This is a genomic window from Halomonas sp. 707B3 (genome assembly GCF_024158645.1).
In the GTDB taxonomy this organism is placed as follows: domain Bacteria; phylum Pseudomonadota; class Gammaproteobacteria; order Pseudomonadales; family Halomonadaceae; genus Vreelandella; species Vreelandella lionensis.
Window position 1 is genome coordinate 1 of sequence record NZ_JAMZBE010000058.1, and the last position, 21,982, is coordinate 21,982.

The 21,982-nt window shown below is 56.7% G+C and carries 22 protein-coding genes and 1 pseudogene; 11 read left to right on the plus strand and 12 right to left on the minus strand.

Going from position 1 to position 21,982, the window contains the following annotated elements:
• Nucleotides 1–376 precede the first annotated feature (376 nt).
• On the plus strand, nt 377–1,435 hold the full coding sequence (gene glnL, locus BIS10_RS09545) for a nitrogen regulation protein NR(II) (protein ID WP_058578630.1): 1,059 nt from the start codon (nt 377–379) through the stop codon (nt 1,433–1,435).
• Entirely contained in the window at nt 1,432–2,862 is a 1,431-nt protein-coding gene (gene ntrC, locus BIS10_RS09550) for a nitrogen regulation protein NR(I) (RefSeq protein ID WP_054641592.1), read from the plus strand. The genes glnL and ntrC overlap by 4 nt, the downstream gene beginning before the upstream one ends.
• Here the strand turns inward: ntrC and BIS10_RS09555 are convergent.
• The 11 genes and pseudogenes from BIS10_RS09555 to ugpB form a co-directional block, all read right to left on the minus strand.
• Entirely contained in the window at nt 2,859–3,083 is a 225-nt protein-coding gene (locus tag BIS10_RS09555; RefSeq protein ID WP_074211171.1) for a hypothetical protein, read from the minus strand. The genes ntrC and BIS10_RS09555 overlap by 4 nt on opposite strands.
• 4 nt (nt 3,084–3,087) lie before the next feature.
• Nucleotides 3,088–3,255, minus strand: coding sequence for a DUF6435 family protein (locus BIS10_RS09560; protein ID WP_139794523.1), 168 nt, complete (start codon nt 3,253–3,255; stop codon nt 3,088–3,090).
• A gap of 95 nt (nt 3,256–3,350) precedes the next feature.
• Nucleotides 3,351–3,878 (minus strand): alpha/beta fold hydrolase, encoded by a 528-nt coding sequence (locus tag BIS10_RS09565; RefSeq protein ID WP_054645276.1) that lies wholly within the window; start codon nt 3,876–3,878, stop codon nt 3,351–3,353.
• 6 nt (nt 3,879–3,884) lie between these two features.
• Nucleotides 3,885–4,016 (minus strand): entericidin A/B family lipoprotein, encoded by a 132-nt coding sequence (locus BIS10_RS09570; protein WP_044628799.1) that lies wholly within the window; start codon nt 4,014–4,016, stop codon nt 3,885–3,887.
• Nucleotides 4,017–4,953: 937 nt separating this feature from the next.
• Nucleotides 4,954–5,493, minus strand: coding sequence for a phosphatase PAP2 family protein (locus BIS10_RS09575; RefSeq protein WP_058578628.1), 540 nt, complete (start codon nt 5,491–5,493; stop codon nt 4,954–4,956).
• The gene (locus tag BIS10_RS09580; protein ID WP_054641591.1) at nt 5,456–6,619 is read right to left on the minus strand and encodes a glycosyltransferase family 1 protein; all 1,164 of its coding nucleotides are present in this window, start codon (nt 6,617–6,619) and stop codon (nt 5,456–5,458) included. The genes BIS10_RS09575 and BIS10_RS09580 overlap by 38 nt, the downstream gene beginning before the upstream one ends.
• Nucleotides 6,620–6,649: 30 nt before the next feature.
• Nucleotides 6,650–6,958: pseudogene (locus BIS10_RS09585) on the minus strand (transposase); the annotation flags it as partial.
• Nucleotides 6,959–7,051: 93 nt separating this feature from the next.
• The gene (locus tag BIS10_RS09590) at nt 7,052–8,107 is read right to left on the minus strand and encodes a sn-glycerol-3-phosphate import ATP-binding protein UgpC (RefSeq protein WP_074211168.1); all 1,056 of its coding nucleotides are present in this window, start codon (nt 8,105–8,107) and stop codon (nt 7,052–7,054) included.
• A 2-nt stretch (nt 8,108–8,109) separates the two neighbouring features.
• Nucleotides 8,110–8,952: a sn-glycerol-3-phosphate ABC transporter permease UgpE gene (gene ugpE, locus BIS10_RS09595; RefSeq protein ID WP_054641590.1), complete on the minus strand. Its 843-nt coding sequence runs from the start codon at nt 8,950–8,952 to the stop codon at nt 8,110–8,112.
• A gap of 27 nt (nt 8,953–8,979) precedes the next feature.
• On the minus strand, nt 8,980–9,864 hold the full coding sequence (gene ugpA / locus BIS10_RS09600; RefSeq protein ID WP_044628793.1) for a sn-glycerol-3-phosphate ABC transporter permease UgpA: 885 nt from the start codon (nt 9,862–9,864) through the stop codon (nt 8,980–8,982).
• A gap of 98 nt (nt 9,865–9,962) precedes the next feature.
• Entirely contained in the window at nt 9,963–11,288 is a 1,326-nt protein-coding gene (ugpB, locus tag BIS10_RS09605; RefSeq protein ID WP_062361856.1) for a sn-glycerol-3-phosphate ABC transporter substrate-binding protein UgpB, read from the minus strand.
• Between the two features lie 202 nt (nt 11,289–11,490).
• Between ugpB and argE the strand changes: the two genes are divergently transcribed.
• A complete protein-coding gene (argE, locus tag BIS10_RS09610; protein ID WP_062361852.1) occupies nt 11,491–12,660 on the plus strand; it encodes an acetylornithine deacetylase in 1,170 nt (389 codons plus the stop codon).
• Between the two features lie 80 nt (nt 12,661–12,740).
• Here the strand turns inward: argE and BIS10_RS09615 are convergent, their stop codons facing one another.
• On the minus strand, nt 12,741–13,052 hold the full coding sequence (locus tag BIS10_RS09615; RefSeq protein ID WP_062361848.1) for a hypothetical protein: 312 nt from the start codon (nt 13,050–13,052) through the stop codon (nt 12,741–12,743).
• Nucleotides 13,053–13,207: 155 nt separating this feature from the next.
• Between BIS10_RS09615 and BIS10_RS09620 the strand changes: the two genes are divergently transcribed.
• The 8 genes from BIS10_RS09620 to BIS10_RS09655 form a co-directional block, all read left to right on the plus strand.
• A complete protein-coding gene (locus tag BIS10_RS09620; RefSeq protein ID WP_044628789.1) occupies nt 13,208–13,675 on the plus strand; it encodes a YchJ family protein in 468 nt (155 codons plus the stop codon).
• Between the two features lie 22 nt (nt 13,676–13,697).
• A complete protein-coding gene (locus BIS10_RS09625; protein ID WP_137092825.1) occupies nt 13,698–14,720 on the plus strand; it encodes a tripartite tricarboxylate transporter substrate binding protein in 1,023 nt (340 codons plus the stop codon).
• Nucleotides 14,721–14,756: 36 nt separating this feature from the next.
• Nucleotides 14,757–18,251, plus strand: a complete 3,495-nt coding sequence (locus BIS10_RS09630; protein WP_253504745.1) for a bifunctional diguanylate cyclase/phosphodiesterase — start codon at nt 14,757–14,759, stop codon at nt 18,249–18,251.
• A 9-nt stretch (nt 18,252–18,260) separates the two neighbouring features.
• A complete protein-coding gene (locus tag BIS10_RS09635; RefSeq protein WP_062360488.1) occupies nt 18,261–18,533 on the plus strand; it encodes a GIY-YIG nuclease family protein in 273 nt (90 codons plus the stop codon).
• Between the two features lie 13 nt (nt 18,534–18,546).
• Complete coding sequence (locus tag BIS10_RS09640; protein ID WP_253504748.1) at nt 18,547–19,590, plus strand: histone deacetylase family protein; 1,044 nt, start codon at nt 18,547–18,549, stop codon at nt 19,588–19,590.
• 109 nt (nt 19,591–19,699) lie between these two features.
• Complete coding sequence (locus BIS10_RS09645) at nt 19,700–20,086, plus strand: hypothetical protein (protein WP_074211161.1); 387 nt, start codon at nt 19,700–19,702, stop codon at nt 20,084–20,086.
• A gap of 32 nt (nt 20,087–20,118) precedes the next feature.
• On the plus strand, nt 20,119–21,798 hold the full coding sequence (locus tag BIS10_RS09650; protein WP_253504751.1) for a VRR-NUC domain-containing protein: 1,680 nt from the start codon (nt 20,119–20,121) through the stop codon (nt 21,796–21,798).
• The coding region (locus BIS10_RS09655) for a hypothetical protein (RefSeq protein WP_253504753.1) at nt 21,795–21,982 on the plus strand (188 nt) is incomplete at its 3' end. The genes BIS10_RS09650 and BIS10_RS09655, both read left to right, overlap by 4 nt.

Genomic DNA, 21,982 nt, shown 5'->3' on the forward strand with positions numbered 1-21,982 from the left:
AAATTCAACTGCTCGTGAATGGCGAGCTAAGCCAATCTGCCCTGCATAGCGATGCGTTCTGGCTGGCGGGCTTGCCAGCGGGACAACAACAGCTGCAGGCCGAACTGTTGGATAGCCAAGGGCGTATTCAACACCGCACCGATCCGGTGACTATTTTTATTGCTGAATAGTGCAATGCACTACAATGGTGCATAGGAGTATCTGAATTTGTTCGGCAGTGCGCTATAACGGCTCGCTGTGCCCACACCGGCTGCCCATCAGCCGTGCATGCCGCCGTTTGTGCTTAATTGGCGCGCTTTTTGCAGTTCCTCTCTCAACGATCCCATCACGCTAGTGTTCATCACACTATTATTAGAGCGACGTTTCAGGACACGCCATGTATCAGCGCTTATTAGAACATCTCACCACCGCAGTGCTACTGCTCGACGGTGAACTCCGTGTCCGCTGGATGAACCCAGCGGCGGAAGCGCTGCTAGCGGTGAGCTTTAGCCGTGTACAGGGTATTAGCCTAGATACCTTGCTAGGCGGTGGGGAAAGTATTGATGAGGTATTGGCCAAAGCGCGGGATGCCTTTCACCCCTATACCCAGCGGGAAGCGCGTATCACGCCGCTCAATAGTGAGCCACTCACGGTGGACTATACGGTAACGCCCCTCTCAGCCGATGAGCTGCTGCTGGAAGTCGAGCCGCGAGACCGCTTGATGCAGATTTCCCGCGAAGAGGCGCTCACCACCCGCCAAGAGACCATTAAGGTGCTGGCGCGGGGCTTGGCCCACGAGGTGAAAAACCCATTAGGCGGCATTCGCGGTGCGGCGCAACTGCTGGAGCGTGATTTAGACGACCCGGCGCTGCGGGAATTTACCCATATCATCGTGGAAGAAGTCGACCGCCTGCGAGATCTGGTGGACTCTATGCTGGGCCCGAACCGCATCATTAAACATGAGCCGGTCAATATCCATAAAGTGCTGGAGCGAGTGCGAGCGCTGCTGATTGCCGAGCATCCCCATGTCACCGTCAACCGTGATTACGACCCCAGCCTGCCGGATCTTTCCGGTGATGAGTCGCAAATGATTCAAGCGGTATTGAACGTGGCGCGTAACGCGGTGCAGGCCATGAGCGATGCAGAGACCCCCTCACCGGAGCTGATTCTACGCACCCGTGCCCGGCGCCAGTTCACTTTAGGCGCCGAGCGGCACCGGCTAGTGAGCGAAGTCGGCGTGATTGATAACGGCCCTGGCATTCCTGAAAGCCTACGCGAAACCCTCTTTTACCCGATGGTGTCTGGCCGCGCGGAAGGCAGCGGTTTGGGGCTATCCATTGCTCAGTCAATTTTGCACCAACATCAAGGATTGATCGAATGCGACTCACGACCTGGACATACCGAATTTCGTTTACTGATTCCATTAGTTATTAATTGCACCGGAGAAGCGTCATGACTGAGGCGACACGTACCGATGTTGCACGGGTGGTTATTGTCGATGATGACCGCGCTATCCGTTGGGTGCTGGAGCGCGCACTGGCGCAGCCAGACCTAGAGGTCGAGTGTATTGAGCGTGCCGACACAGCGCTGGCACGGCTGCTGGAAAGCCCACCGGATGTGCTGGTGACCGATATTCGCATGCCGGGGATTGATGGGCTGGATTTAATGTCACGGGTTCGCGAAGCCCACCCGGACCTGCCGGTCATTGTCATGACCGCTCACTCCGATTTAGACAGCGCCGTGGCCTCTTATCAGGGGGGGGCGTTTGAGTACTTGCCCAAGCCGTTTGATGTGGATGAGGCGCTGGCGCTGGTACGCCGTGCGGTAGCCCACGCCCGTGAACGCCAGCGGCCGGTGAGCGTGCCGGAAGGCCTAAGCGCCGAGATCATCGGTGAAGCGCCCGCCATGCAGGAAGTCTTTCGCGCCATTGGGCGGCTCTCCCATTCGCACATTACGGTACTGATTAACGGTGAGTCGGGCACCGGTAAAGAGCGTGTCGCCCAGGCGCTGCATCAGCACAGCCCGAGGGCGGGCAAGCCGTTTATTGCTTTGAATATGGCGGCAATTCCTCGTGACTTAATAGAGTCCGAGCTTTTTGGCCATGAGAAAGGCGCGTTTACTGGGGCGGCTGCCCAGCGCCAAGGGCGCTTCGAGCAGGCCAACGGTGGCACGCTGTTTCTGGATGAAATCGGCGATATGCCCGCCGAGACGCAAACCCGTCTGCTGCGCGTGCTGGCCGACGGCGAGTTTTACCGCGTGGGCGGGCATACCCCGGTAAAAGTTGATGTGCGGATTATCGCGGCAACCCACCAGAACCTAGAGTCGTTGGTAGATGATGGGCGCTTTCGTGAAGACTTGTTCCACCGTCTGAACGTGATTCGCGTTCATCTACCGCGCCTTGCCGAGCGCCGCGAAGATATTCCCCGGCTAACCCGGCATTTTTTGGCCGAAGCGGCGAAAGAGCTTTCCACCGATATCAAAGTGCTGACCCCTGAGGCAGAGGCGCACTTAACCCGGCTGCCGTGGCCCGGCAACGTACGTCAGCTGGAAAATATCTGCCGTTGGTTAACGGTCATGGCCTCTGGCCGGGAAATCCTGGTAGAAGACCTGCCGCCAGAGCTACGCACGGTCGGTGCGTCGGAAAGTAGCGTTCACGGTGATTGGCGTTCAGCATTTCGCGATTGGGCTGATCATGCTTTGGCAGAAGGCCATACGCACCTGCTGGAAGAGGCGGTACCCGATTTCGAGCGCATTATGATTGAAACTGCACTCAAGCATACCGGTGGTCGCAAAGGCGAGGCCGCTGAGCTGCTGGGCTGGGGGCGTAATACGCTTACCCGTAAACTAAAAACGCTGCTGCCTGCGTTGGCGGATGACGCCTAGGGCATCGGCTCGGCGGAAATGGGGGCAGGGAGTACAAACACGGCATCAGCCAGTGTTGGCTCGGGGAGGTCGCACTCAGCCTGTTCCCAGGGCAGCAGGCTGAAAGTGTGTTGAATCCCCAGCCCTTCTAGCTGATGCCCCACACCATGGCGGCAGCTTCCGTAGGCGTGCGTGGTTAAGGTGCCTGTGAGCAGCGCAGCCAAACCCAAACCGGTGCGCACCGCGTTAGCCCTCTTGAGCCTTAAGGCGGTTGATGTCGGCAAGAATCTCTTCTGTCAGTGTGGCGTTGGCGCGCATATCGCCGTTGCGGGAAGCTTCCATCGCCGCTTGCAGCTTGCGTTCGTACGCTTGTTGAAGCTTCTTTTTTGGGTCGCGCTTAAATAGTCCAAACATGTGCACTATCCTTTTGGTGTATATTATTTGCATAGGTTTTGGGTGCTTATGTCGACTGCTGTACGCGTTTTTCGTTTTCCGGTGCGTTGCTGAGGCTAAACCGGTGGGCGGGCGTCCGCACACTGGGCTAAGAAGCGTGTAAAGTCGTCCAGGATAGTGTCCAGGCTACTATGCAGGCGATGATCGTCATCAATCATTCGCAGTGACAAGCGCTGTAGGCGGGCACGCTCAATCACTGGGCCTGGGGGTACCACATCATCGCGCCAGCCATGAATGATATGCGTATGCTGGGCTTGAATCGTCGGTGAGGTCTCTGGGTACTCAGGCAGGCCAAGCGCGGGGGCGAGTAAAAAACAGCCCAACACCGGTGTTTGCGTACTGGCGGCAGCGCTGAGCCAGCCGCCTAAGCTTGAGCCTGCTAATACACAGCGGGCGGGGTCATCACCACGAGCCAGCAGAGTAGCGGTAAGGTGTTTCAATCGCTCGGCTGGCTCGTCCATGCCCCGGTAATCCATGACGACCGGCTCACAGTCATCAAGCTGTTCAGCAATACCCTTGAGCGCCTGCATTTTCAGTGCCCCTGGGCCACTCTCCAAGCCATGTGAAAGGTAGACGGTCATCATCATGGTTTAATCCGCCGAACGCTGAATGGCTTCACCACCCTGCTCAATATCCTGGCCCATACCGCGAACTGTGTTACAGCCGCTAATGGTGAGTAGTGTGGCCAGTAAGAGTATGCCAAGCGCAATGGTGCGTTTCATTGGGTCTTTCCTCTCTACTAAATAATGCCCCGCTGGGGCGTCATGGTGTGATGAGTAACATAAGCGCTGTTGGTGCGGGTTGCCACCGGTAAGTAGCCATGAGGTGGAACGTTTTACCAACGCTGCTTATCTCTCCTTAGCATAGATGTGAACCGTGCGCATTTGTCGCATGTGTCAATATTACCCATGTCATCCCTGAGTTTTCTGTCAATTTCGGTTAGGCTGGGCTTTTATTTTTTTGTTTAATTTATTGATATTAAAGATATTTTTTATTTATTGGTATGATTGGCCCAATGCCTGCAGTGTTATAAGTGTTAATACTTATAGTGTCACCATTGATGATTTAACCAATTTCACTGTTAGCAACCAAGTTCCAACCCATCAAAGCGTGAGCAGGCTAATAGACAGTAGAGGAGGGCAGGAGGCCCAGTAAGCATCATGGACGTGAATGGACTCTTAGCCTGCTCACTCTTATCAGCATAAGGCCGTGCTGATCATCGAAGCCAAGGAGTGGCAGCGATGCAAAACAGCCATCTCGCAACTGTGAGGTGGTTTTTTTGCGTTTATTTTTCAATCATTAATACATTGATTTATATAACGTTTTTTCTCGCCTTAGGGGTGTTGCATAGTTCCTGTACAGATATGCAAAGTATTTTGGTCTATCCTTTCGGGTAAACCAAAATCAGCGGTTATAAGACGTCAACGCATCGGCCGCACACTGACAGGGACAAGCGCTATGGTGATGGTATTGATGTTCTGCATGTTCGTGCTGTTTCTAGGGTTTTCGGGGGTGGGCCTGTACATGATGTTTAAAACATCATTTATGACGGCTACAGAGGATCGCGACGACATGCCGCCTGATATGTAAGTAATTGAATAATAAATAAAAAGCCACCTTTTTTTTGGGTGGCTTTTGCATGTTGGCATGTAGAGACTCTTACCCCATCCAATAAAGGCTCAGCAGTGCAAAGCCATAGCCCATCACGCCACCAACCAGTACATCGCTGACATAATGCAGCCCTAGCCCCACTCGAGAAATTGCAATGAGTAGGCTGAGTGGAAGAACAATCGGCAGCAGCCAGGGGGTGTGGGCGGCCACTAATACGCTGAACATGACGGCGTGCATGGTGTGGCCACTGGGGAAACTGTAGCGATCTCGAGCGGGTTCACCGCAGTGTACGCCTCCCAGGTAAGTGATAAAGGGGCGCTCTCGGCACAGCTTGGTTTTGACCAGCTTATAAACCGTGACAGCTACCAGGGCGATCAGCGAGTACTGCATCATCCGCCACGTGCCATCAGGTTGAAGCCAGGGCTGGGCAGCAATCAGCAGTACCCACACCGGCCAGTCGCCTAACTTACTGGCTGTTTTCAGCGTTAGCCGCCAGGGGCGGTAGAGCGAGAGATGCGTGACCCGTTGGCAAAACCGCCACTCCCACAGGTCAAGACGATCGAATACGACAAGCGGGCGAGCTCGCATGGTGGGCCTCCTGGGCATGGTGTAGGTAGCGCAGAAACTGCTCAGCAATGCCCGACCAGCTTTGTTCTAGCGCGCGTAAACGGGCAACTCTTCCTATTCGTGCGTAATCGGCGGGGTGTTGGCACAGTGCCACGGCCGCTTCTTGAAAGCCGTGGGCGTCGTTAGGCGCTACGGTCACCCCGTTATGGCCGTTTTGGATCAGCTCCGCGCTGGCTGCATGACGATAAGCAACTACCGCCAAGCCGCTTGCCATTGCCTCCGTTACTACGTTGCCCCACGTTTCCGACAGCGAAGGAAATACAAACATATCAGCACTGGCGTAGTGGCAAGCTAGCTCATGTTTATCCACAAATCCGGTGAAATGTGCGTCAGGGAGTGCCTTCTCTAACTGTGCACGCCCTGGGCCATCACCAACGATCACCTGTGCCATATCGGGGCGCACATTGCGCATGGCTTGCAGCGTTTCTTGTAGCAGGGCCAGATTCTTCTCTGGTGCGAGTCGCCCGACATAGAGGGCGACCGGCTGGTGCTCGCTAACTCCCCACTGCTTACGCAGCTCTGCACTACGGTGAGCTGGAGAGAATTTTTCCCCATCAATCCCCCGAGCGAGCACCTGTACTTCATGGATACCCTGTTGGCGTAAAGCTGTGGCTTGCTGATGAGTGGGCACTAGTGTCAGTGCGCAGCCATTGTGAAAGTAGCGCAAATAGCGGCGAGTCGCGGCAGAGAGCCAAGAGGCGCCGTAATCATGGCAGTAATGATCGAAGTTGGTGTGCCAACCTGCCACCAGCGGAATGCTCAACTGTTGCGCTGCCTGGCGAGCTGCCCAGCCGAGCGGGCCTTGGGTGGCTAAATAAATCACATCTGGCCGGTGCTGTTGCCAAAACCGCTGCAACGTGGACGGGCGAGCAAATCCCACCTGAACATCACGATAGCCGGGCAGCGCCAGGTGGTTAACCTGTAGTTCTTGGGTGGCATAGGCGGCACTGCCGGGTGCCTTAGGCTTAGGGCGAATCACATCCATTGTGACGCCCAGCCGCTGCAGCTCACGACATATCCGGTTGAGAGTATGCGCAACGCCGTTAATTTCTGGAGACCATGTTTCGCTAACGATACAGAGCCGCATGAGCGATTCATCCCTTTATCACGTTTCTCATTATGTTGCGCGGGCACAATGACACTGCCAAGACAGGCAAGTGAACAAGCGATGACAGACAGCCATCATGCAGTAAGTGAGGCGCTGAGTGTTTTTGGCCAGTCCACGATAGCGAGCCTTGCCATAACCCAAAACGTGTTTGATGTACCGAAAGGGGTGCTCCACCTTGGCACGGATACTGGCTTTGATTTTTTCGACTTTCTGTCGCCTGGCATCTCGCTTCTGGCGGGTGCCAGGCCGTTTGGCAATATACCAAGAGACGTCGTTGCGGTGCTTGTGCTCGTCTCGTTTTTGAATACCCAGGTAACCATGCCGGTATCGGCCAGGCGAATAGGATTGGGGCATAGCGGTACCGGCCGCGCCCTAGACGAGTAGCGTTGTTACCCGCCTAAGGCGCAGGGGCTAGTGTGCGGTACGTTTGCCAGTGGCGCTATTAAACGGGTGAAGCGCATCGCTGGTCACGTACACCTGCAGCGTTTCACCTTCGCTGACCGGCGGCTGGCCTGCGGTACGCACCACCGTAGGTTGGTCGCTGCCTGCCAAGTTTAGGTAGAGATGGCTCTCTGCCCCGGCGGCTTCAAACAGCATCAAGGTAGCGTTCAACGTTATATAGGGCGCGGCCGGCGGGGCGAGCTGCATATCGTCTGGGCGGATGCCGACGGTATCAGTCTCTTTCGGCAACTGGCTCAGCACGCCCTGGGTATCCTGCTGCGCAAGGTAATCCAGCGGCAGCATGTTCATAGCCGGGGAGCCAATAAACTCCGCTACAAACATAGTGGCTGGACGGGCGTAGATCTCCATCGGGGTGCCCACCTGCTCAATCTGACCGGCGTTTAGTACCACCAAGCGATCGCCAAGTGTCATGGCTTCCAACTGGTCATGGGTCACGTAGAGGCTGGTGGTTTTTAACCGCCGCTGAAGCTGCTTGATCTCAACGCGCATCTGCACGCGCAGCTTGGCATCCAGGTTAGAGAGCGGTTCGTCAAACAGAAACGCGGCGGGCTCGCGCACTAACGCACGGCCCATCGCCACCCGCTGGCGCTGGCCGCCGGATAGCTTGCGCGGTTTGCGCTCCAAAAAGTCCTCAATCTCCAGCATCTTGGCCGCCGTGCGCACCCGCTGGTCGATGTCGTCTTTCTTGAAGCCGCGATTCTTCAGGCCATATGCCAGGTTGTTGTACACCGTCATATGCGGGTAGAGGGCGTAGTTTTGGAACACCATGGCGATATCCCGCTCGGCGGGCTCAAGTTGGTTCACCACTCGCTCGCCGATCTTTAACGTGCCTTCAGTGATGCTCTCCAGGCCTGCCACCATGCGCAGCAGCGTGGATTTACCGCAGCCAGAAGGCCCCACCAGCACCACAAACTCGCCATCTTGGATATGTAAATCGACGCCTTTGACCGCTGCCACGTTGCCCGCGTAGGTTTTTTTCAGCCCTTCCAAGGTAATGCTGGCCATGGTTATTTCTCCGTCTCGGTCAGGCCTTTCACAAACAGGCGTTGCATGAACAAAATCACTAATACCGGCGGCAGAGCCGCCATCACCACGGCGGCCATAATGAGATGCCACTGAGGGTTCTCTTCAGAGGTCATGCGCTGAATGCCCATCACAATGGTGTAGTAGTCCGGGTCGGTGGTGATCAGCAGCGGCCACAGATACTGGTTCCAGCCGTAAATAAACATGATCACGAACAGTGCGGCGATATTGGTGATCGAGAGCGGCATCAGAATGTCTTTAAAGAATTTCAGTGGGCCTGCGCCATCGACCCGCGCGGCTTCCAACATCTCCTCGGGGATGGTCATGAAAAACTGCCGAAACAGAAACGTCGCGGTGGCGGAAGCAATCAGCGGTATCGAAAGCCCCGCGAAGCTGTTTAGCATATTGAGATCTGCAACGACCTGAAATGTCGGAATAATGCGGACTTCGACGGGTAGCATCAGCGTGATGAAAATCAGCCAGAAGAAGAACATCCGAAAGCGGAAGCGGAAGTAGACAATCGCAAACGCGGAAAGCAGCGAGATCGACAGCTTACCCACGGTAATCGCCATGGCCATGATGAAGCTGTTCCATAGCATGGTGCCGGCCGGCGGCGCGCCCGCGTTTGAGACGCCGGATTGCCACATACGGGTAAAGTTTTCGATGCCGTGGGCACCTGGCAACATTGGTAGCGTGCCGCGCAGCAGGTCGCCCGGCGCTTGGGTCGAGGCCACCAGCGCTACGTAGACGGGAAACACCACCACCGCGACGCCGAGCATCAGCGTTAAGTGGGCAAAAAAGTTCGCCCAGGGACGATTTTCAACCATGACAAGACTCCAACAGTTAGCCTGCGGCTAGTAGTTCACCCGGCGCTCAATAAAGCGGAACTGCACCACCGTGAGTGCGACCACAATCACCATCAAAATCACCGACTGCGCGGCGGATGACCCCAGGTTCAGGCCCACGAAACCATCGGCGTACACCTTGTACACTAGTGTGTTGGTGGCCTGGGCGGGGCCGCCCTGGGTAGTGGCGTGAATAATCCCGAAGGTATCGAACATCGCGTACACCACGTTCACTACCATCAGGAAGAAGGTGGTGGGAGACAGTAGGGGAAACACAATGGTCCAGAAGCGCTTCATGGGGCTGGCACCATCAATGGCGGCGGCTTCGATAAGCGATTGGGGGATCGACTGCAGCCCGGCCAGGAAGAACAGAAAGTTATAGGAGATCTGTTTCCAGGCGGCGGCAAAAATCACCAGCAGCATGGCGTCCGCCCCTGAGGTTCGGTGGTTCCACTGATAGCCCACCATATCCAGCATATAAGGCACGATGCCGATGGAGGGATTGAAGATGAACCACCACAGTACCCCGGCAATGGCGGGGGCAATGGCATAGGGCCATACCAGTAGTGTGGTGTAGGTGCTGCGCGAGCGAATCATGCGATTCACCGTGCAGGCCAGCAGCAGCGCCGCCGCCATGGACAGCAGCGTGGTGCCAATGGCAAAAATGGCCGTCACCGAGAGCGAGTTGAGATAGTTGCCGTCACGAAACAGGCGGGAAAAATTCTCCAGCCCCACGAAGGTCGTGCGTAGCCCAAAAGCATCTTCACGAAGTAGCGACTGATAGAGCGCTTGTCCGGCCGGCCAGATAAAGAAAATCAGCGTGACAATGACCTGAGGAGCCAGCAGGGCGTAGGGCAAAAAACGCCCTGGGAAGGTCATGCGTTTGGTTTGCATAGGCAACGTATCCTGCGTCTATAAACGGCACCAATAAGTGGGGCACTTAAAAACAGGCTCGCCGCCTGCCAAGGGCAGGCGGCGAAGCAGGTGCTTACTTACTGATTCGCGGATTCAAAGTCGCGCAGTAGTTGGTTGCCGCGCTCTACTGCCGCATCGGCCGCTTCTTGGCCCGACTTGTTGCCGGTCATCACAGCTTCCATCTCTTCAGAGATGATGTCGCGGATCTGGACGAAGTTGCCAAAGCGCAGGCCTTTGGAGTTCTCGGTGGGCTCGTTCAGCGTCATCTGCTTGAGCGAAATATCCGCACCGGGGTTCTCATCGTAGTAACCCTGCTCTTGGCTCAGATCCCAAGCGGCTTGCGTGATCGGCAGGTAGCCGGTCTGCTGGTGCCACTCGGCCTGAACTTCCGGCTGGGAGAGATACTCGAAAAACGCTGCTACGGCGGCGTACTCCTCATCGGTGTGGCCTTGCAAAGCCCACAAGGTAGCCCCGCCAATGATGGAGTTTTGCGGCGCACCTTCTACGTCGTCGTAGTAGGGCTGCATGCCAAAGCCCACTTCGAAGTCGGCATTGGCAGCGACGTCGGCACGGGAAGCAGAGGAGCCAAAGAAGATCGCGCACTCCTGGGAGTAGAACATGGGTTCGGCATCCGGGCCAGAACCCGGGCCGCCCCATTTGAACGCGCCAGCGTCTTGCCAGGTTTTCAGGTTGTCCCAGTGGCGGGCGACCAGCTCGTTGTTGAAGTTCAGCTCGGTTTCCATGCCGCCAAAGCCGTTTTCCAGCGTACCCAACGGCGAGTTGTGCATAGCGGAGAAGTTCTCCAGCATCACCCAGCTCGGCCAAGAGGTGGTAAAGCCGCAGTTAGCAGCACCAGACTCGGTAATTTGAGTGGCGTACTCTGCGAGCTCTTCCCAGGTTTGCGGCGGCTGTTCTGGGTCTAGGTCAGCTTCCTCAAACGCATCACGGTTGTAGTACATGATGGGCGTGGAGGAGTTAAACGGGAACGACAGCATATTGCCGTTGGTATCGGTGTAGTAGCCCACCACGGCGGGCAGGAAGGCTTCGCGATCAAACGCACGGCCATGAGCTTCCATCAGCTCATACACCGGATAAATCGCCCCTTCGGCGTTCATCATGGTGCCGGTGCCGACTTCAAACACCTGCAGGATGTGCGGCTGCTCGCCTGCGCGGAACGCTGCAATGGCGCCGGTCATGGTTTCGGTGTAGTTGCCGCGGTAGCTGGGCGTCACGCGGTACTCGTCTTGAGAGGCGTTGAACTCCTCGGTCATGCCTTCCAGAATTTCACCGAGTTGACCGCCCATCGCGTGCCACCAGGTCACTTCGGTAGCGGCATTGGCGGAAACACTTAACGTGGCGGTCGCCACACCGAGGGCAAGCGCGTGCAACGTGAAACGAGACATAACGGCTCCTTGTAGGTCGTGCGCAGTACGTTTATTAAGGTTTTTGGGTGCACTGAACAGTAGAAAGTGTAGATGACGATTTCATGAATGCACGGTGAACTTGTCGTGACGGACAACATTCGGCGAGACGCTGGTAGCGCTCAGTAGGCAAAGGGAATGCGGGGTGCTAGGGTGGCTAAAAAGCCTAACCAACGAGATAAACATGACGAACGTAACTGCGCTGCTGACCCAACTGGTGGCGTTTGATACCACCTCTAGCGAGTCGAACCTGGCGCTGATTGAGTTTGTTGAGCGCTATTTAGCCGATTACGGCGTGACCGCTGAGCGTGTGATGAGCCCCTGCGGTACCAAAGCCAACCTGATTGCGCGCATCGGCCCTGATGCGCCCGGCGGGGTGATGCTTTCCGGGCATACGGATGTGGTGCCCGTCGTAGGGCAGCCGTGGAGTAGCGACCCGTTCACCCTGCGCGATGGCGGTGATGGCCGTTTGTATGGCCGCGGCACTTGCGATATGAAGGGCTTTATTGCCTGCGCGCTCGCCATGGTGCCCACCTGGGCGAAGGCACCGCTGAAGCAGCCGATCTACTTCGGCTTCTCTTATGACGAAGAGATCGGTTGCGTGGGCGCCCCCAGCCTGATTAAGCGCTTTTATGAGCACTACTCCACCACGGCCCACGTGATTGTCGGCGAGCCCACCAGCATGCAGCCGGTGGTGGCGCAAAAAGGTGCGACCAACCTGCGTACCACAGTGATTGGCCGTGAAGCGCACAGCAGCCAAGTGAATCAAGGTACGTCCGCCATTCATGTGGCGGCAAGGCTAGTCACCTTTATTGAAGATACTATGGCAGTGCTAGTGGAAGAGGGTCGGGTGGATCATGCCTTTAACGTGCCCCATACCAGTCTGCATGTGGGTAAAATCAAAGGCGGCACGGCCATTAATATCATGGCTCGGGAGTGCCAGTTCGAGTGGGAAATTCGCCACCTACCCACAGAAACCTTTGAAGAGGTGTACGGGCGCTTTAGCGACTACTGCGCAATGCTCAGTGAGGCGTTAAGTGCTCAGGGCAAAACCGTGGAAATTATTACTGAACCGCTGAACGTGACGGTACCGGGGCTGGCCGACCGAGACAATCAGCAGGTGCTGCGGTTAGCGCAGGATCACCTGCCCAGCGGCTGCTGCCAGCACGCGGTGGCCTATGCGACGGAGGCCGGACAGTTCCAGGGGCAGGGGCTGCAAACCATCATTTTAGGGCCGGGCAGTATTGCCCAGGCCCACCAGCCGGATGAGTATATTGAAACGGCGCAGCTCGATGAATGTAGTGCGTTTATGCAGCGCTTAGGCAGCGCTCTGGAAACGCCATATTCAGGCTAACGCGTTTATTTGCACCCAATAAAAAACACCCGCCAGTGTGATCGGGCGGGTGTTTTCTTGAGACGCTTACGGTCTGGCTGTTAGTGCTGATGCTGCTCTTCGTAAAGCTCTGCTTTCGCATGGCGCATCACATCTTCGCACGCCTGTTGATGGGCAAGCTGGGTAAGCAGCCGTTGCGTGACTTCAAACCCTTTCCCCAAGCAGGTATCTACTTCGTCACGGCTCACCTGTGGTGAGACGTTGTAGTCGATTTTTATCGTGCGGCCACCGCCTTCTAGCCGGTCGGCAAACCCTCTAAGCCGCCACGCGATTCGCTCTTTCCAGTTTGCTGATTCTTCCGCGCCTTCGTTTACGCTAAACGTGCACTGCCATTCCGGTTTGTAAACCTTCATAGGAGAACCTCCACTGCGTTTGGAAAGAATGATTGATCGTGTTGTCGTACTCCGTCTGTCTAGGGATCTTGCTCTGTTACTATACCTAACTCAGGGCTAATACCGAAACAAAACATCTACATCGTTTGCTCCTTGCACAAGCCAGAGCCACTCCTATGACTCACTCATTGCCTAAAAGTTGCCCCTGCGGTAGCAATACTCCGCTGGCAACCTGCTGCCAGCCCTATTATCAAGGGGTCACGCTGCCACCAACTCCCGAAGCGCTGATGCGATCACGATACACTGCTTTCGCGTTGAATCAGCGTGACTACCTACTTGCCACCTGGCATTCCTCGACCCGCCCTCAGCAGCTACCACTCGATTCTGATACCCAGTGGGTCGCGCTCGATATTGTGGCCGCGCCAACCGTGCAAAATGACCAAGGCTCCGTGCATTTTCGCGCCACTTTTCGTGAGTCGGGTGGCTGGCATGTGCTAGAGGAAGTCTCGCGTTTTGTACGGGAAGAGGGGCGCTGGTGGTATATCGACGGTACGCCTAGTGTCATGCGTTTAAAACCACGCCGGAATGAGCCTTGCCCTTGTGGCAGTGGGCGAAAATTCAAGGTATGTTGCCAGCAAGGCTAAGTAGTATGAGGCAGGAGAGGGGGTGAACGCTTTGCAGGTACTGTTGACTATTTGCCGTAGGATACTGCTACGCACTTCCTTTGCGGTCGCTCTTGGTATTGGGCTGCCTGCCAGCACCCAAGCGAGTGATCAGGCAGAGCTGAGCAGCGCCCCTTTTCCTGCTTCTGATATTACCCTGGTGGTGCCGTTTGGCGAAGGCGGCGCTACGGATGTGCTGTTCCGGGCGATCGCAGAGCAAGCGCAAACGTATCTGGAAGTGCCGGTTACGCCAATCAATATGCCGGGTAATGGCGCAACGCTTGGCTCGCAGTTTGTTAAAGAGGCGCCCGCTGATGGCTACACTCTGCTTGGCAGCCATCAAACGATTGATCTTGCCTATTTTGCTGGCTTTGCGGATTACTACCACGATGCCTTTGCACCAGTGGCACTATTAACACGCACCGTTAATATTCCCGCGACCTATGCAGGGCACTCTGTTACTCAGGCCAGCCAAATTGCCACCATGGTGGAGCAGCAGCCCGGCGAGTTGTTGTTTGGCATGATACCGCACTCAACGGATCACTTGTTCTGGTTACAGTTTTTTGAGCAAACGGGTATTTCGATCGACGACGTGCAGTTTGTGCACTATCCCGATACCGGCGCACAGGTAGTGGCTCTGTTAGGCGGCGAATTGGATTTCGCGATGCTGAATTTGCCGTCAGCAAGCCAGCTGTTCAAAGCGGGAGCACTCACCCCCCTTGGCGTTGCCAGCGAAACGCGCCTGTCGGCATTGCCGCAGGTGCCAACGCTCATGGAGCAAGGCGTTGAGTTAGTGAATACGACTGATCGAGGCTTGTTTGCCCCGTTGGATACACCACCAGAACGTCTGGCGCGATTGGCAGGCGCATTTGAACAGGCCCTAGCCCAACCATCGCTTGTCCATACACTGCAGCATATCCACGGTTCCGGCGTAGACTTCCGGCCGCGAGAAGCTTACGGACGCTACCTTGATGAACAATACCAGCAGCTTAAAGCGCTGGCGGAGGCTGTTTCGTTTGAACGCTAGCAGCCGACTGACCACGCACAGGAGCGAGTGGGATTCATGCCATCAAACACGCGTGACTTAGCAGCTGAGACGCTGCTATTAATGGTGTCAGCGACGCTGCTCTTTATGGGCGGCGCAGGTCTGTTGGTAGGGCTTGTGCTGCCGAAGATGCTGCTTGGGCCTATGTTGGTTCCTGATGCTTCGTTGGCGATCCTCTTGATCGGCATGAGCTTATTGGCGACATTGTGCCACTGGCCTTGGCTGCGTTGGGGCGCTGCAGGCGCACTGTTGGCGCTCACGGCATATACCCTGGCCCATAACTCTCTTGATCAAGGGGTTGGCGAGTCACTGATTACCGGCGAAAGGCGCATGACCTCGCTATCAACGCTCTTTTTGCTTTGGGTTAGTGCTTGTTTGGGGGGCGGCGTTGGCAGCTCACCATGGCGCTTGTTATGGCGGATCACAGGGGTTGGGCTCCTGCTTTTTGGCGGCTTTGTGCTGGCCCAGCTTTGGCAAAGCGATGAGCTGTATCAACCGCTGTTTAGCTCTTCGCCCATCGCAGTCCTGGTATTTATTGTGCTGTTAGGGGCTGCTCTATTGGTGGCAGGCTGGCGACATCGTGCTGCACGCCTAAGCCCTGGCCGGTTAACCGTTATAGTCGGGTTGGCAGGTGTGCTGGCTAGCAGCTTGGCGTGGCTTCTGCTTAGCATGCACCAGCGTGACTCAATTGAGAAGCAGGCGAGCTATCTACTAGATAGTGTTCAGCTTAACGCTGAGCAGGCCATGACAGAGCAGCTTCGGTTAATGCAGCGCATGGCCGAGCGGCTAGAGATTGTCTCTGCTGACCAGGGCCAGAGCGAAGGCCTGTTTGAACAAGATGCCCAAAACTATTTTCGCGATACGCTGAGTTTAATAGAGATTGCGCTGGCTGATGACCAGGGCAGGGTAATCTGGTCGCAGGGGCGCAATGAAGAGAACGGCGACTGGCTATTGAGCCAGCTCAGCAAGCCCACCGTACAATCTTGGCTCAGTATTCCTTTTGAGCGCCCGCGCTTGCTAGTGCCCGATAACCAGCAGCGCAGCATGATGCTGATGGCCATTCCTGTCTCTAGCCAATCGCAACAGCTATTGGCCGCGATAGATTTAAGCACGTTGCTGAATAATGAGCTGCGGTTAGCCTTAGGGCCATTTCAGGTCAGCGTCAGCCGAGGCGAGCAACTGCTGCTGACGCTTCATCCCTCCGGGTTTGCTAGGGCTAACATCACTTCTTCCTCATTGGCATTAGCAAGCCGCCTGGCTGGGCTGCCAGGGGGCGTTAACCTAACGCTGCGCGCCTACCCAGGCCAGCATTACAACTGGTATTTATTAGGTGTAATGCCCATTAGCGTCACGGTGGGTGGCTTGGTGATGAGCTGGTTGCTGGCATTTAGTGTGGGATTAGCCGGGGCAAGTACCGCCCGCGCAAGAGAGCTGGCGGCGGCTAGTCACTCCCTTGAGGAGAGTGAGCAGCGCTACCGTTCGCTGTTTGTACATCATCCGGACGCGGTATTTTCGCTGGATAAAAGCGGCTATTTCATGACGGCCAATACAACCTGCGGCAAGGTGATCGGCTTTCCTCTTGAGGAAGTTGTCGCGCGTCATTTCTCTGACTTTGTAGAAGAGCATGGGCGTGATTATATCAAATCGTATTTTAAGCACGTTCTGCAGGGCGGTATTTCACGTAATGAAATTACCATCACCGATAGTCAATCGCAGCGTCGTATTCTGGATTTGATCAGCTTACCCATCACAGTGAATGGCAGTGTTGAAGGGGTTTACGGTATCGCCCAAGACGTTACAGAGAAACGCAGGCAGCAGACTCGGCTGCGTATCCTTGAGCGCAGCGTGGAAGCCAGTGTGAACGGCGTGCTGATTGCCGATGCCCGCGCACCGGATTTGCCGATCATCTACGCCAACCGTGCGTTTAGCGTGATGACCGGCTACTCGCTGGAAGACGTCATTGGTCGGAACTGTCGTTTTCTGCAAGGGCCGGAGAGCGACCCGGATATGGTGGAGAGGCTGCGCCACGGTATCCAGCATCAGCATGAGACCCACGTCACGCTGTGCAATTATCGCAAGGATGGTACGCCGTTCTGGAACGACCTCTACGTCGCACCGGTACGGGGCCAGGATGGCGGGGTGACCCATTTCGTCGGCGTTCAGCACGATATTTCCAAGCACAAGGCCTACGAAGCTCGCCTAGCCTATCATGCCACCCATGACGACCTGACTCGCTTGCCTAACCGCATGCATTTCGAAGAAGTCCTGCAGACACAGTTTGCCCAGGCACAGCTGGGGGGGCATGCCATCAGCGTGCTGTTCGTGGATCTGGACGACTTCAAGCCGATCAACGACAGCCTGGGGCATGCCGTGGGTGATCAGGTATTGATCGAAGTAGGCCAGCGGCTGAAGGCGGCACTGCGCCAGGAAGATACGGTGGCCCGCTTGGGCGGTGACGAGTTCGTGCTGCTGATTTCGTCGGTCAGTGACGAAAAGCAGGTGATCGACATCGTCGAGCGCCTGTTGCCCGCCTTGGCTCGCCCTTACTGCATCGATGGCCATGAGCTGTATTTGACCGCCAGCGTGGGTATTGCCATGAGCCAGCCCGATACTCCCCAGCCACAAAGCTTGATTCAGCAAGCGGATATGGCGATGTACAAAGCGAAGCAGCAAGGCCGTAACGCCTATGCGTGGTTCAGCCACGACATCAACGAAGTGGCCAACGAGCGGGTCAGCCTGCGTAACGACCTGCAGGAAGCCATCGACCACCAAGGCTTTGAATTGCATTATCAGCCGCTGTTTAACCGGCATGGGCGAATCGACAGCGTGGAAGCACTGCTGCGCTGGCCGCACCCTATTAAAGGTTATATTTCCCCTGCCCGCTTTATTCCCTTGGCGGAGGCTACTGGGCAAATTATGCCGATTAGCGAATGGGTGCTGCAGCGGGCCTGTAAGGATATGCTCAAGTTGCAGCGCAGCGGGTTGGGGGAGCTGCGGGTCGCGGTGAATCTTTCGCCTTTGCAGTTCCACCGTGACAGTTTTCTAGCCACGCTGCGTCAAACGTTATTGGATACTGGATTGCCAGCAGAGCAGTTGGCCCTAGAGTTGACCGAAGGCATCCTGATGGATAATACCGACGCAGCAATCAATATTCTTAATGAGTTACACACTATGCAGGTCAGTGTGTCGATTGATGACTTTGGTACTGGCTACTCAAGTTTGAGCTATCTCAAGCACTTGCCGATCAGCACGATCAAAATTGATCGCAGTTTTATCAGTGAGATCACCAGCAGCGACGGTGATTCAGCTATTGTGCAGGGGGTAATCTCCATGGCTCACCACCTAGGCCTTAATGTGGTGGCTGAAGGCGTGGAAACCAACGAGCAGCATCAGCGACTGTTGGCGTACCGCTGTGATTTATTCCAAGGTTTTGGGCTAGCGAAACCCATGCCGCTGGCAGAGCTTGAGCGTTTAATGGCCGAACAGGAAGTGTCTACCTCTACGAACAGCTAACGAGCCGCTATGGAAAACACAGCCACTTCTCCATGGTATTTGTACCTGCTTGAGTGTAGGCGCGGTACCTATGTAGGGATTACTAACAACCTCGCCAAACGCTACCAAGCCCACGCGACGGGTAAAGGCGCGCGCTATACCCGGGCAAACCCGCCACTAGCGTTACTGGGCGCGCAACCCTTTGCCGACCGTGCCGCTGCCAGCCGTGCTGAGTATCAGTTAAAGCAGCAGACCCCAGCCCAAAAGCGTCGTTGGGCAGCTGACTGGCCGTATCACGCATAAAGAAGGAAACCGCATGCTAACGTTTTTTTCCGAAGGTAGCCGCCAGCGCCAAGCCCGTAGCGAACTGCACGATGGCGCTTTAGTTACCCCCTTTGAGTGCCCCGAGCGGATGGATTTGGTATTGGCTGCCTTGAGCAAAGCCGCGTTTGAAGTTCGTTCGCCCAGTGACTACGGCCTTGCGCCCGTACTGGCGGTTCACGATGCTGATTACGTCGCGTTCTTGGAAAACTGCTGGCAGGCATGGCAAGCGGCGGGCCACGCGGGCGAGGCCATCCCCAATATCTGGCCAGCCCGTACGATGCGCGGTGACCGTATTCCCCAGTCGGTGAGCGGCCAGTTGGGCTACTACGCCCTTGCTGCTGAAACCTCAATTACGGAAGGCACCTTTGCCGCTGCCTTGGCAAGTAAAGATACCGCGCTGGCGGCAATCGATCATACCCTCGCCACTGGCGAGCCGACCTTCGGCCTGTGCCGTCCGCCGGGCCACCACGCAGCGGTGGATCAATTTGGCGGCTACTGCTTTTTTAATAATGCCGCCATCGCTGCCCAGCGCGCGCTGGACGCTGGCAAGCGCCGTGTCGCGATTCTCGACGTGGATTTTCATCACGGTAACGGCACCCAGCAGATCTTCTATCGCCGTGACGACGTGCTGTTCGCCTCGCTCCACGGCGACCCTGACGTGACCTTCCCCTACTTTTCGGGCTACACCGACGAAACCGGCGAAGGAGTAGGTGAAGGCTTCACGATCAATTACCCGCTGCCGCCGGGCACCTCCGTTGCGACGTGGATGGCCGCGTTGGATGAGGCGCTGGCGCATATCCATAGAGCAGAGTGTGAATTGCTGGTGGTATCGCTGGGTGTGGATATTTTTGAAGGTGACCCGATCAGCGCCTTTACCTTTCAGCACGTCGACTTTATTGCCCTTGGGCAACGTCTCGCGGCCGCTGGGCTACCCTGCGTGTTTTTAATGGAAGGGGGCTACGCCGTTGAGGATATCGGGGTCAACGTGGTGAACGTCTTACAAGGGTTTGAGGAGGTCACGCAGGGCGTGAAATAAGGCATTAAGGTGACAGTTGCACGAAATTCGGGCAGTCTTATGCCTTTTTGGCCTATCCTGTAGGCGGTTATCTCTTTTTCACCTTATCGTTCAACGTGGGGAGCGGCGCGTGGCAGTTTACGGCGGTATTCAGGCACATGAAGTGGAGCGTTGGCTAAATGCCCTCACCAACGCGGCCTACGACCGACGCTGCCCGCTCTCTAAAGTGCACGGGGGCAACGCCCGTGCTCGCACGGCCCGCCAGGATTTACTTCATCTTGCGACCGCGTTTCGCGGCGGTGAGCGCAGCCGCGAAACGGTAGCGGATGGTTTAAGCCGCTGGTGCCAGCACTATCTGACCGAAGCAGAGTGGTACGTGCTGGTAGGCGGACGCCAGCCCGTTGCCCAGGCGAAGCCCACCCCGCGTGTGATGGAGCAACCTACCGAAGTGCCTACAGCCGACGAGCAAGCCGCTGACGATGCCTTGGAAGTGCTTTACCAACACCGCGTGGGTTAACCCACGGACGTTTGCGCTGTTACAATGGATGCATGAACAGTGCCTCTGCCGCTCCGGCGACCGCCTCCCTCGATGATCCTTTCTACTACTTAGCGAATTTTCGCTTTGTGGTCGCGTGGGTGCAGGCGCGCCACGGTGATTTGCTCAGTGCCGACGAGCATCACACGCTCCAGCAGTGGTCGCAACTGCCCCGCGCTTCTCAAGCGCTGTTAGTGCGGATGGTGATGCGTAAAGGCGAGCTATTTCGTGTGGATAAGCTCAGCTACCCTGAAATTGGCGATACCCATCAGGCGCTGGCGCCGCTACTGGCGCTTGGTTGGGTAGATGGCGCGCCGCTGTTAAGTGTGGAGGAACTGTTTCGGCTGCTGCGCTTAAGCGAGCTGCGCCACGCCTTGCAAGCTTCTATCAGCGCCGCTGGGCTGTCGTCTAATGCCACCAAAACGGCGCTTCAAGCCGCGTTAATGCCGGTGCTTACCGATTCAATGCCGCTGCGCCAGTGGTGGCCTGCCGCAACAACGCACATCGTGCGGCTCAACGTCATGGCGCTGTGCGACCGCCTGCGGCTGATGTTTTTTGGCAACCTGCGCCAGGACTGGGCCGAATTTGTGCTTACCGAGCTTGGCTTGCAGCGTTTTGAACAAGTGCCGCTGACCGCCGAATCACGGGCGTTTCAGCATCGAGACGAGGTGGACACCTACCTGGCACTACACCACCTGCGCGAACGCCTAGAAAACGGTGAGCTGCCTGAACGGCTGGCCACAGAAGTGCCCGCGGCCTCCAACAACCGTTGGCTAGACGCACGCCGCTCGCGGCTGCTGCTTACCCTGGGGCAAACGGCGGAACGCAGCGGTGAAGCAGAACAAGCGCTTTTGCTGTACGCCGAATCGAATAACAGCGAGGCGCGCATTCGCAGGCTGCGGGTGTTAGAGCGGTTAGGCCGTTACCAGGAAGGTTTCGAGCTGGCCCAGGCCGCGCTGGGGCAGGCGAGAGAGAGCGAAGCCCAAGCGCTTGGGCGCTTGTTGCCGCGCTTGGCGCGCAAGCTGAACCAGCCCGCCCCCCAGGTCGTGAAAGTGGCGGACGCCCCGACCTACGTGCTGGAGCTTCCTGGCCCTCAATCGGTAGAGCGCGCCGTTGCCGAACACTTATCCACCGCCAGTGCTCCGGTGTTCTATGTGGAAAACTGCCTAATCACCGGGCTTTTTGGTCTGCTGCTCTGGCCGGCGATTTTCAAACCGCTGCCGGGGGCGTTTTTTCACCCGTTTCATAGTGGGCCTGCGGATTTGTACCGCGAGGACTTTGTTCGTCAGCGCCAAGCCGAGATCGACGTCTGCCTGGCGCAGCTAGAAGACGGGCGCTACCGCGAGACGATGCGCGCGACTTGGCACGCGAAGCAGGGCATTACCTCGCCGTTTGTGCACTGGGGTGTCTTGAGCGAACCACTGCTAACAGCCGCGCTTAGCTGCCTGCCCGCCGCGCACCTACGCGCCTGCTTTACCCGCTTGTTGAGTGACCTAAAGCACAATCGGGCAGGCCTGCCGGATCTTATTCAGCTAATGCCCGATGCGCCCGCCGGGAAGCCTCGCTACCGTATGATCGAAGTGAAAGGCCCCGGTGACCGCCTGCAGGATAACCAGCGCCGCTGGATTGATTTCTTCTGCCGCCACGACATGCCGGTCGAGGTTTGCCACGTGCGCTGGCAGCCAACTTCATGAGCCGCTATCGGGTCGCAGTGCGCACGCTGTGCGATTTCACCGCACGCCAAGGCGACCTCGACCACCGTTTTACCCCCGCTCCCAGCGCCCAAGAGGGCATTGAAGGCCACGCGCTGGTGGCCAAACGGCGGGAAAACATAGCGGGCTACCTGGCCGAATTGCCGCTCTACGGCGAATATCAGGG

Excerpts from the sequence above, each read along its gene's own strand:
- glnL (WP_058578630.1), top strand. The coding sequence starts at position 377 with ATGTATCAGCGCTTATTAGAACATCTCACCACCGCAGTGCTACTGCTC.
- ugpE (WP_054641590.1), bottom strand. The coding sequence starts at position 8,952 with ATGGTTGAAAATCGTCCCTGGGCGAACTTTTTTGCCCACTTAACGCTG.
- BIS10_RS09575 (WP_058578628.1), bottom strand. The coding sequence starts at position 5,493 with ATGCGAGCTCGCCCGCTTGTCGTATTCGATCGTCTTGACCTGTGGGAG.
- BIS10_RS09620 (WP_044628789.1), top strand. The coding sequence starts at position 13,208 with ATGACTCACTCATTGCCTAAAAGTTGCCCCTGCGGTAGCAATACTCCG.
- BIS10_RS09570 (WP_044628799.1), bottom strand. The coding sequence starts at position 4,016 with ATGAAACGCACCATTGCGCTTGGCATACTCTTACTGGCCACACTACTC.
- BIS10_RS09560 (WP_139794523.1), bottom strand. The coding sequence starts at position 3,255 with ATGTTTGGACTATTTAAGCGCGACCCAAAAAAGAAGCTTCAACAAGCG.
- ugpA (WP_044628793.1), bottom strand. The coding sequence starts at position 9,864 with ATGCAAACCAAACGCATGACCTTCCCAGGGCGTTTTTTGCCCTACGCC.
- BIS10_RS09615 (WP_062361848.1), bottom strand. The coding sequence starts at position 13,052 with ATGAAGGTTTACAAACCGGAATGGCAGTGCACGTTTAGCGTAAACGAA.
- argE (WP_062361852.1), top strand. The coding sequence starts at position 11,491 with ATGACGAACGTAACTGCGCTGCTGACCCAACTGGTGGCGTTTGATACC.
- BIS10_RS09640 (WP_253504748.1), top strand. The coding sequence starts at position 18,547 with ATGCTAACGTTTTTTTCCGAAGGTAGCCGCCAGCGCCAAGCCCGTAGC.
- ugpB (WP_062361856.1), bottom strand. The coding sequence starts at position 11,288 with ATGTCTCGTTTCACGTTGCACGCGCTTGCCCTCGGTGTGGCGACCGCC.
- BIS10_RS09650 (WP_253504751.1), top strand. The coding sequence starts at position 20,119 with ATGAACAGTGCCTCTGCCGCTCCGGCGACCGCCTCCCTCGATGATCCT.
- BIS10_RS09635 (WP_062360488.1), top strand. The coding sequence starts at position 18,261 with ATGGAAAACACAGCCACTTCTCCATGGTATTTGTACCTGCTTGAGTGT.
- BIS10_RS09630 (WP_253504745.1), top strand. The coding sequence starts at position 14,757 with ATGCCATCAAACACGCGTGACTTAGCAGCTGAGACGCTGCTATTAATG.
- ntrC (WP_054641592.1), top strand. The coding sequence starts at position 1,432 with ATGACTGAGGCGACACGTACCGATGTTGCACGGGTGGTTATTGTCGAT.
- BIS10_RS09565 (WP_054645276.1), bottom strand. The coding sequence starts at position 3,878 with ATGATGACCGTCTACCTTTCACATGGCTTGGAGAGTGGCCCAGGGGCA.
- BIS10_RS09580 (WP_054641591.1), bottom strand. The coding sequence starts at position 6,619 with ATGCGGCTCTGTATCGTTAGCGAAACATGGTCTCCAGAAATTAACGGC.
- BIS10_RS09590 (WP_074211168.1), bottom strand. The coding sequence starts at position 8,107 with ATGGCCAGCATTACCTTGGAAGGGCTGAAAAAAACCTACGCGGGCAAC.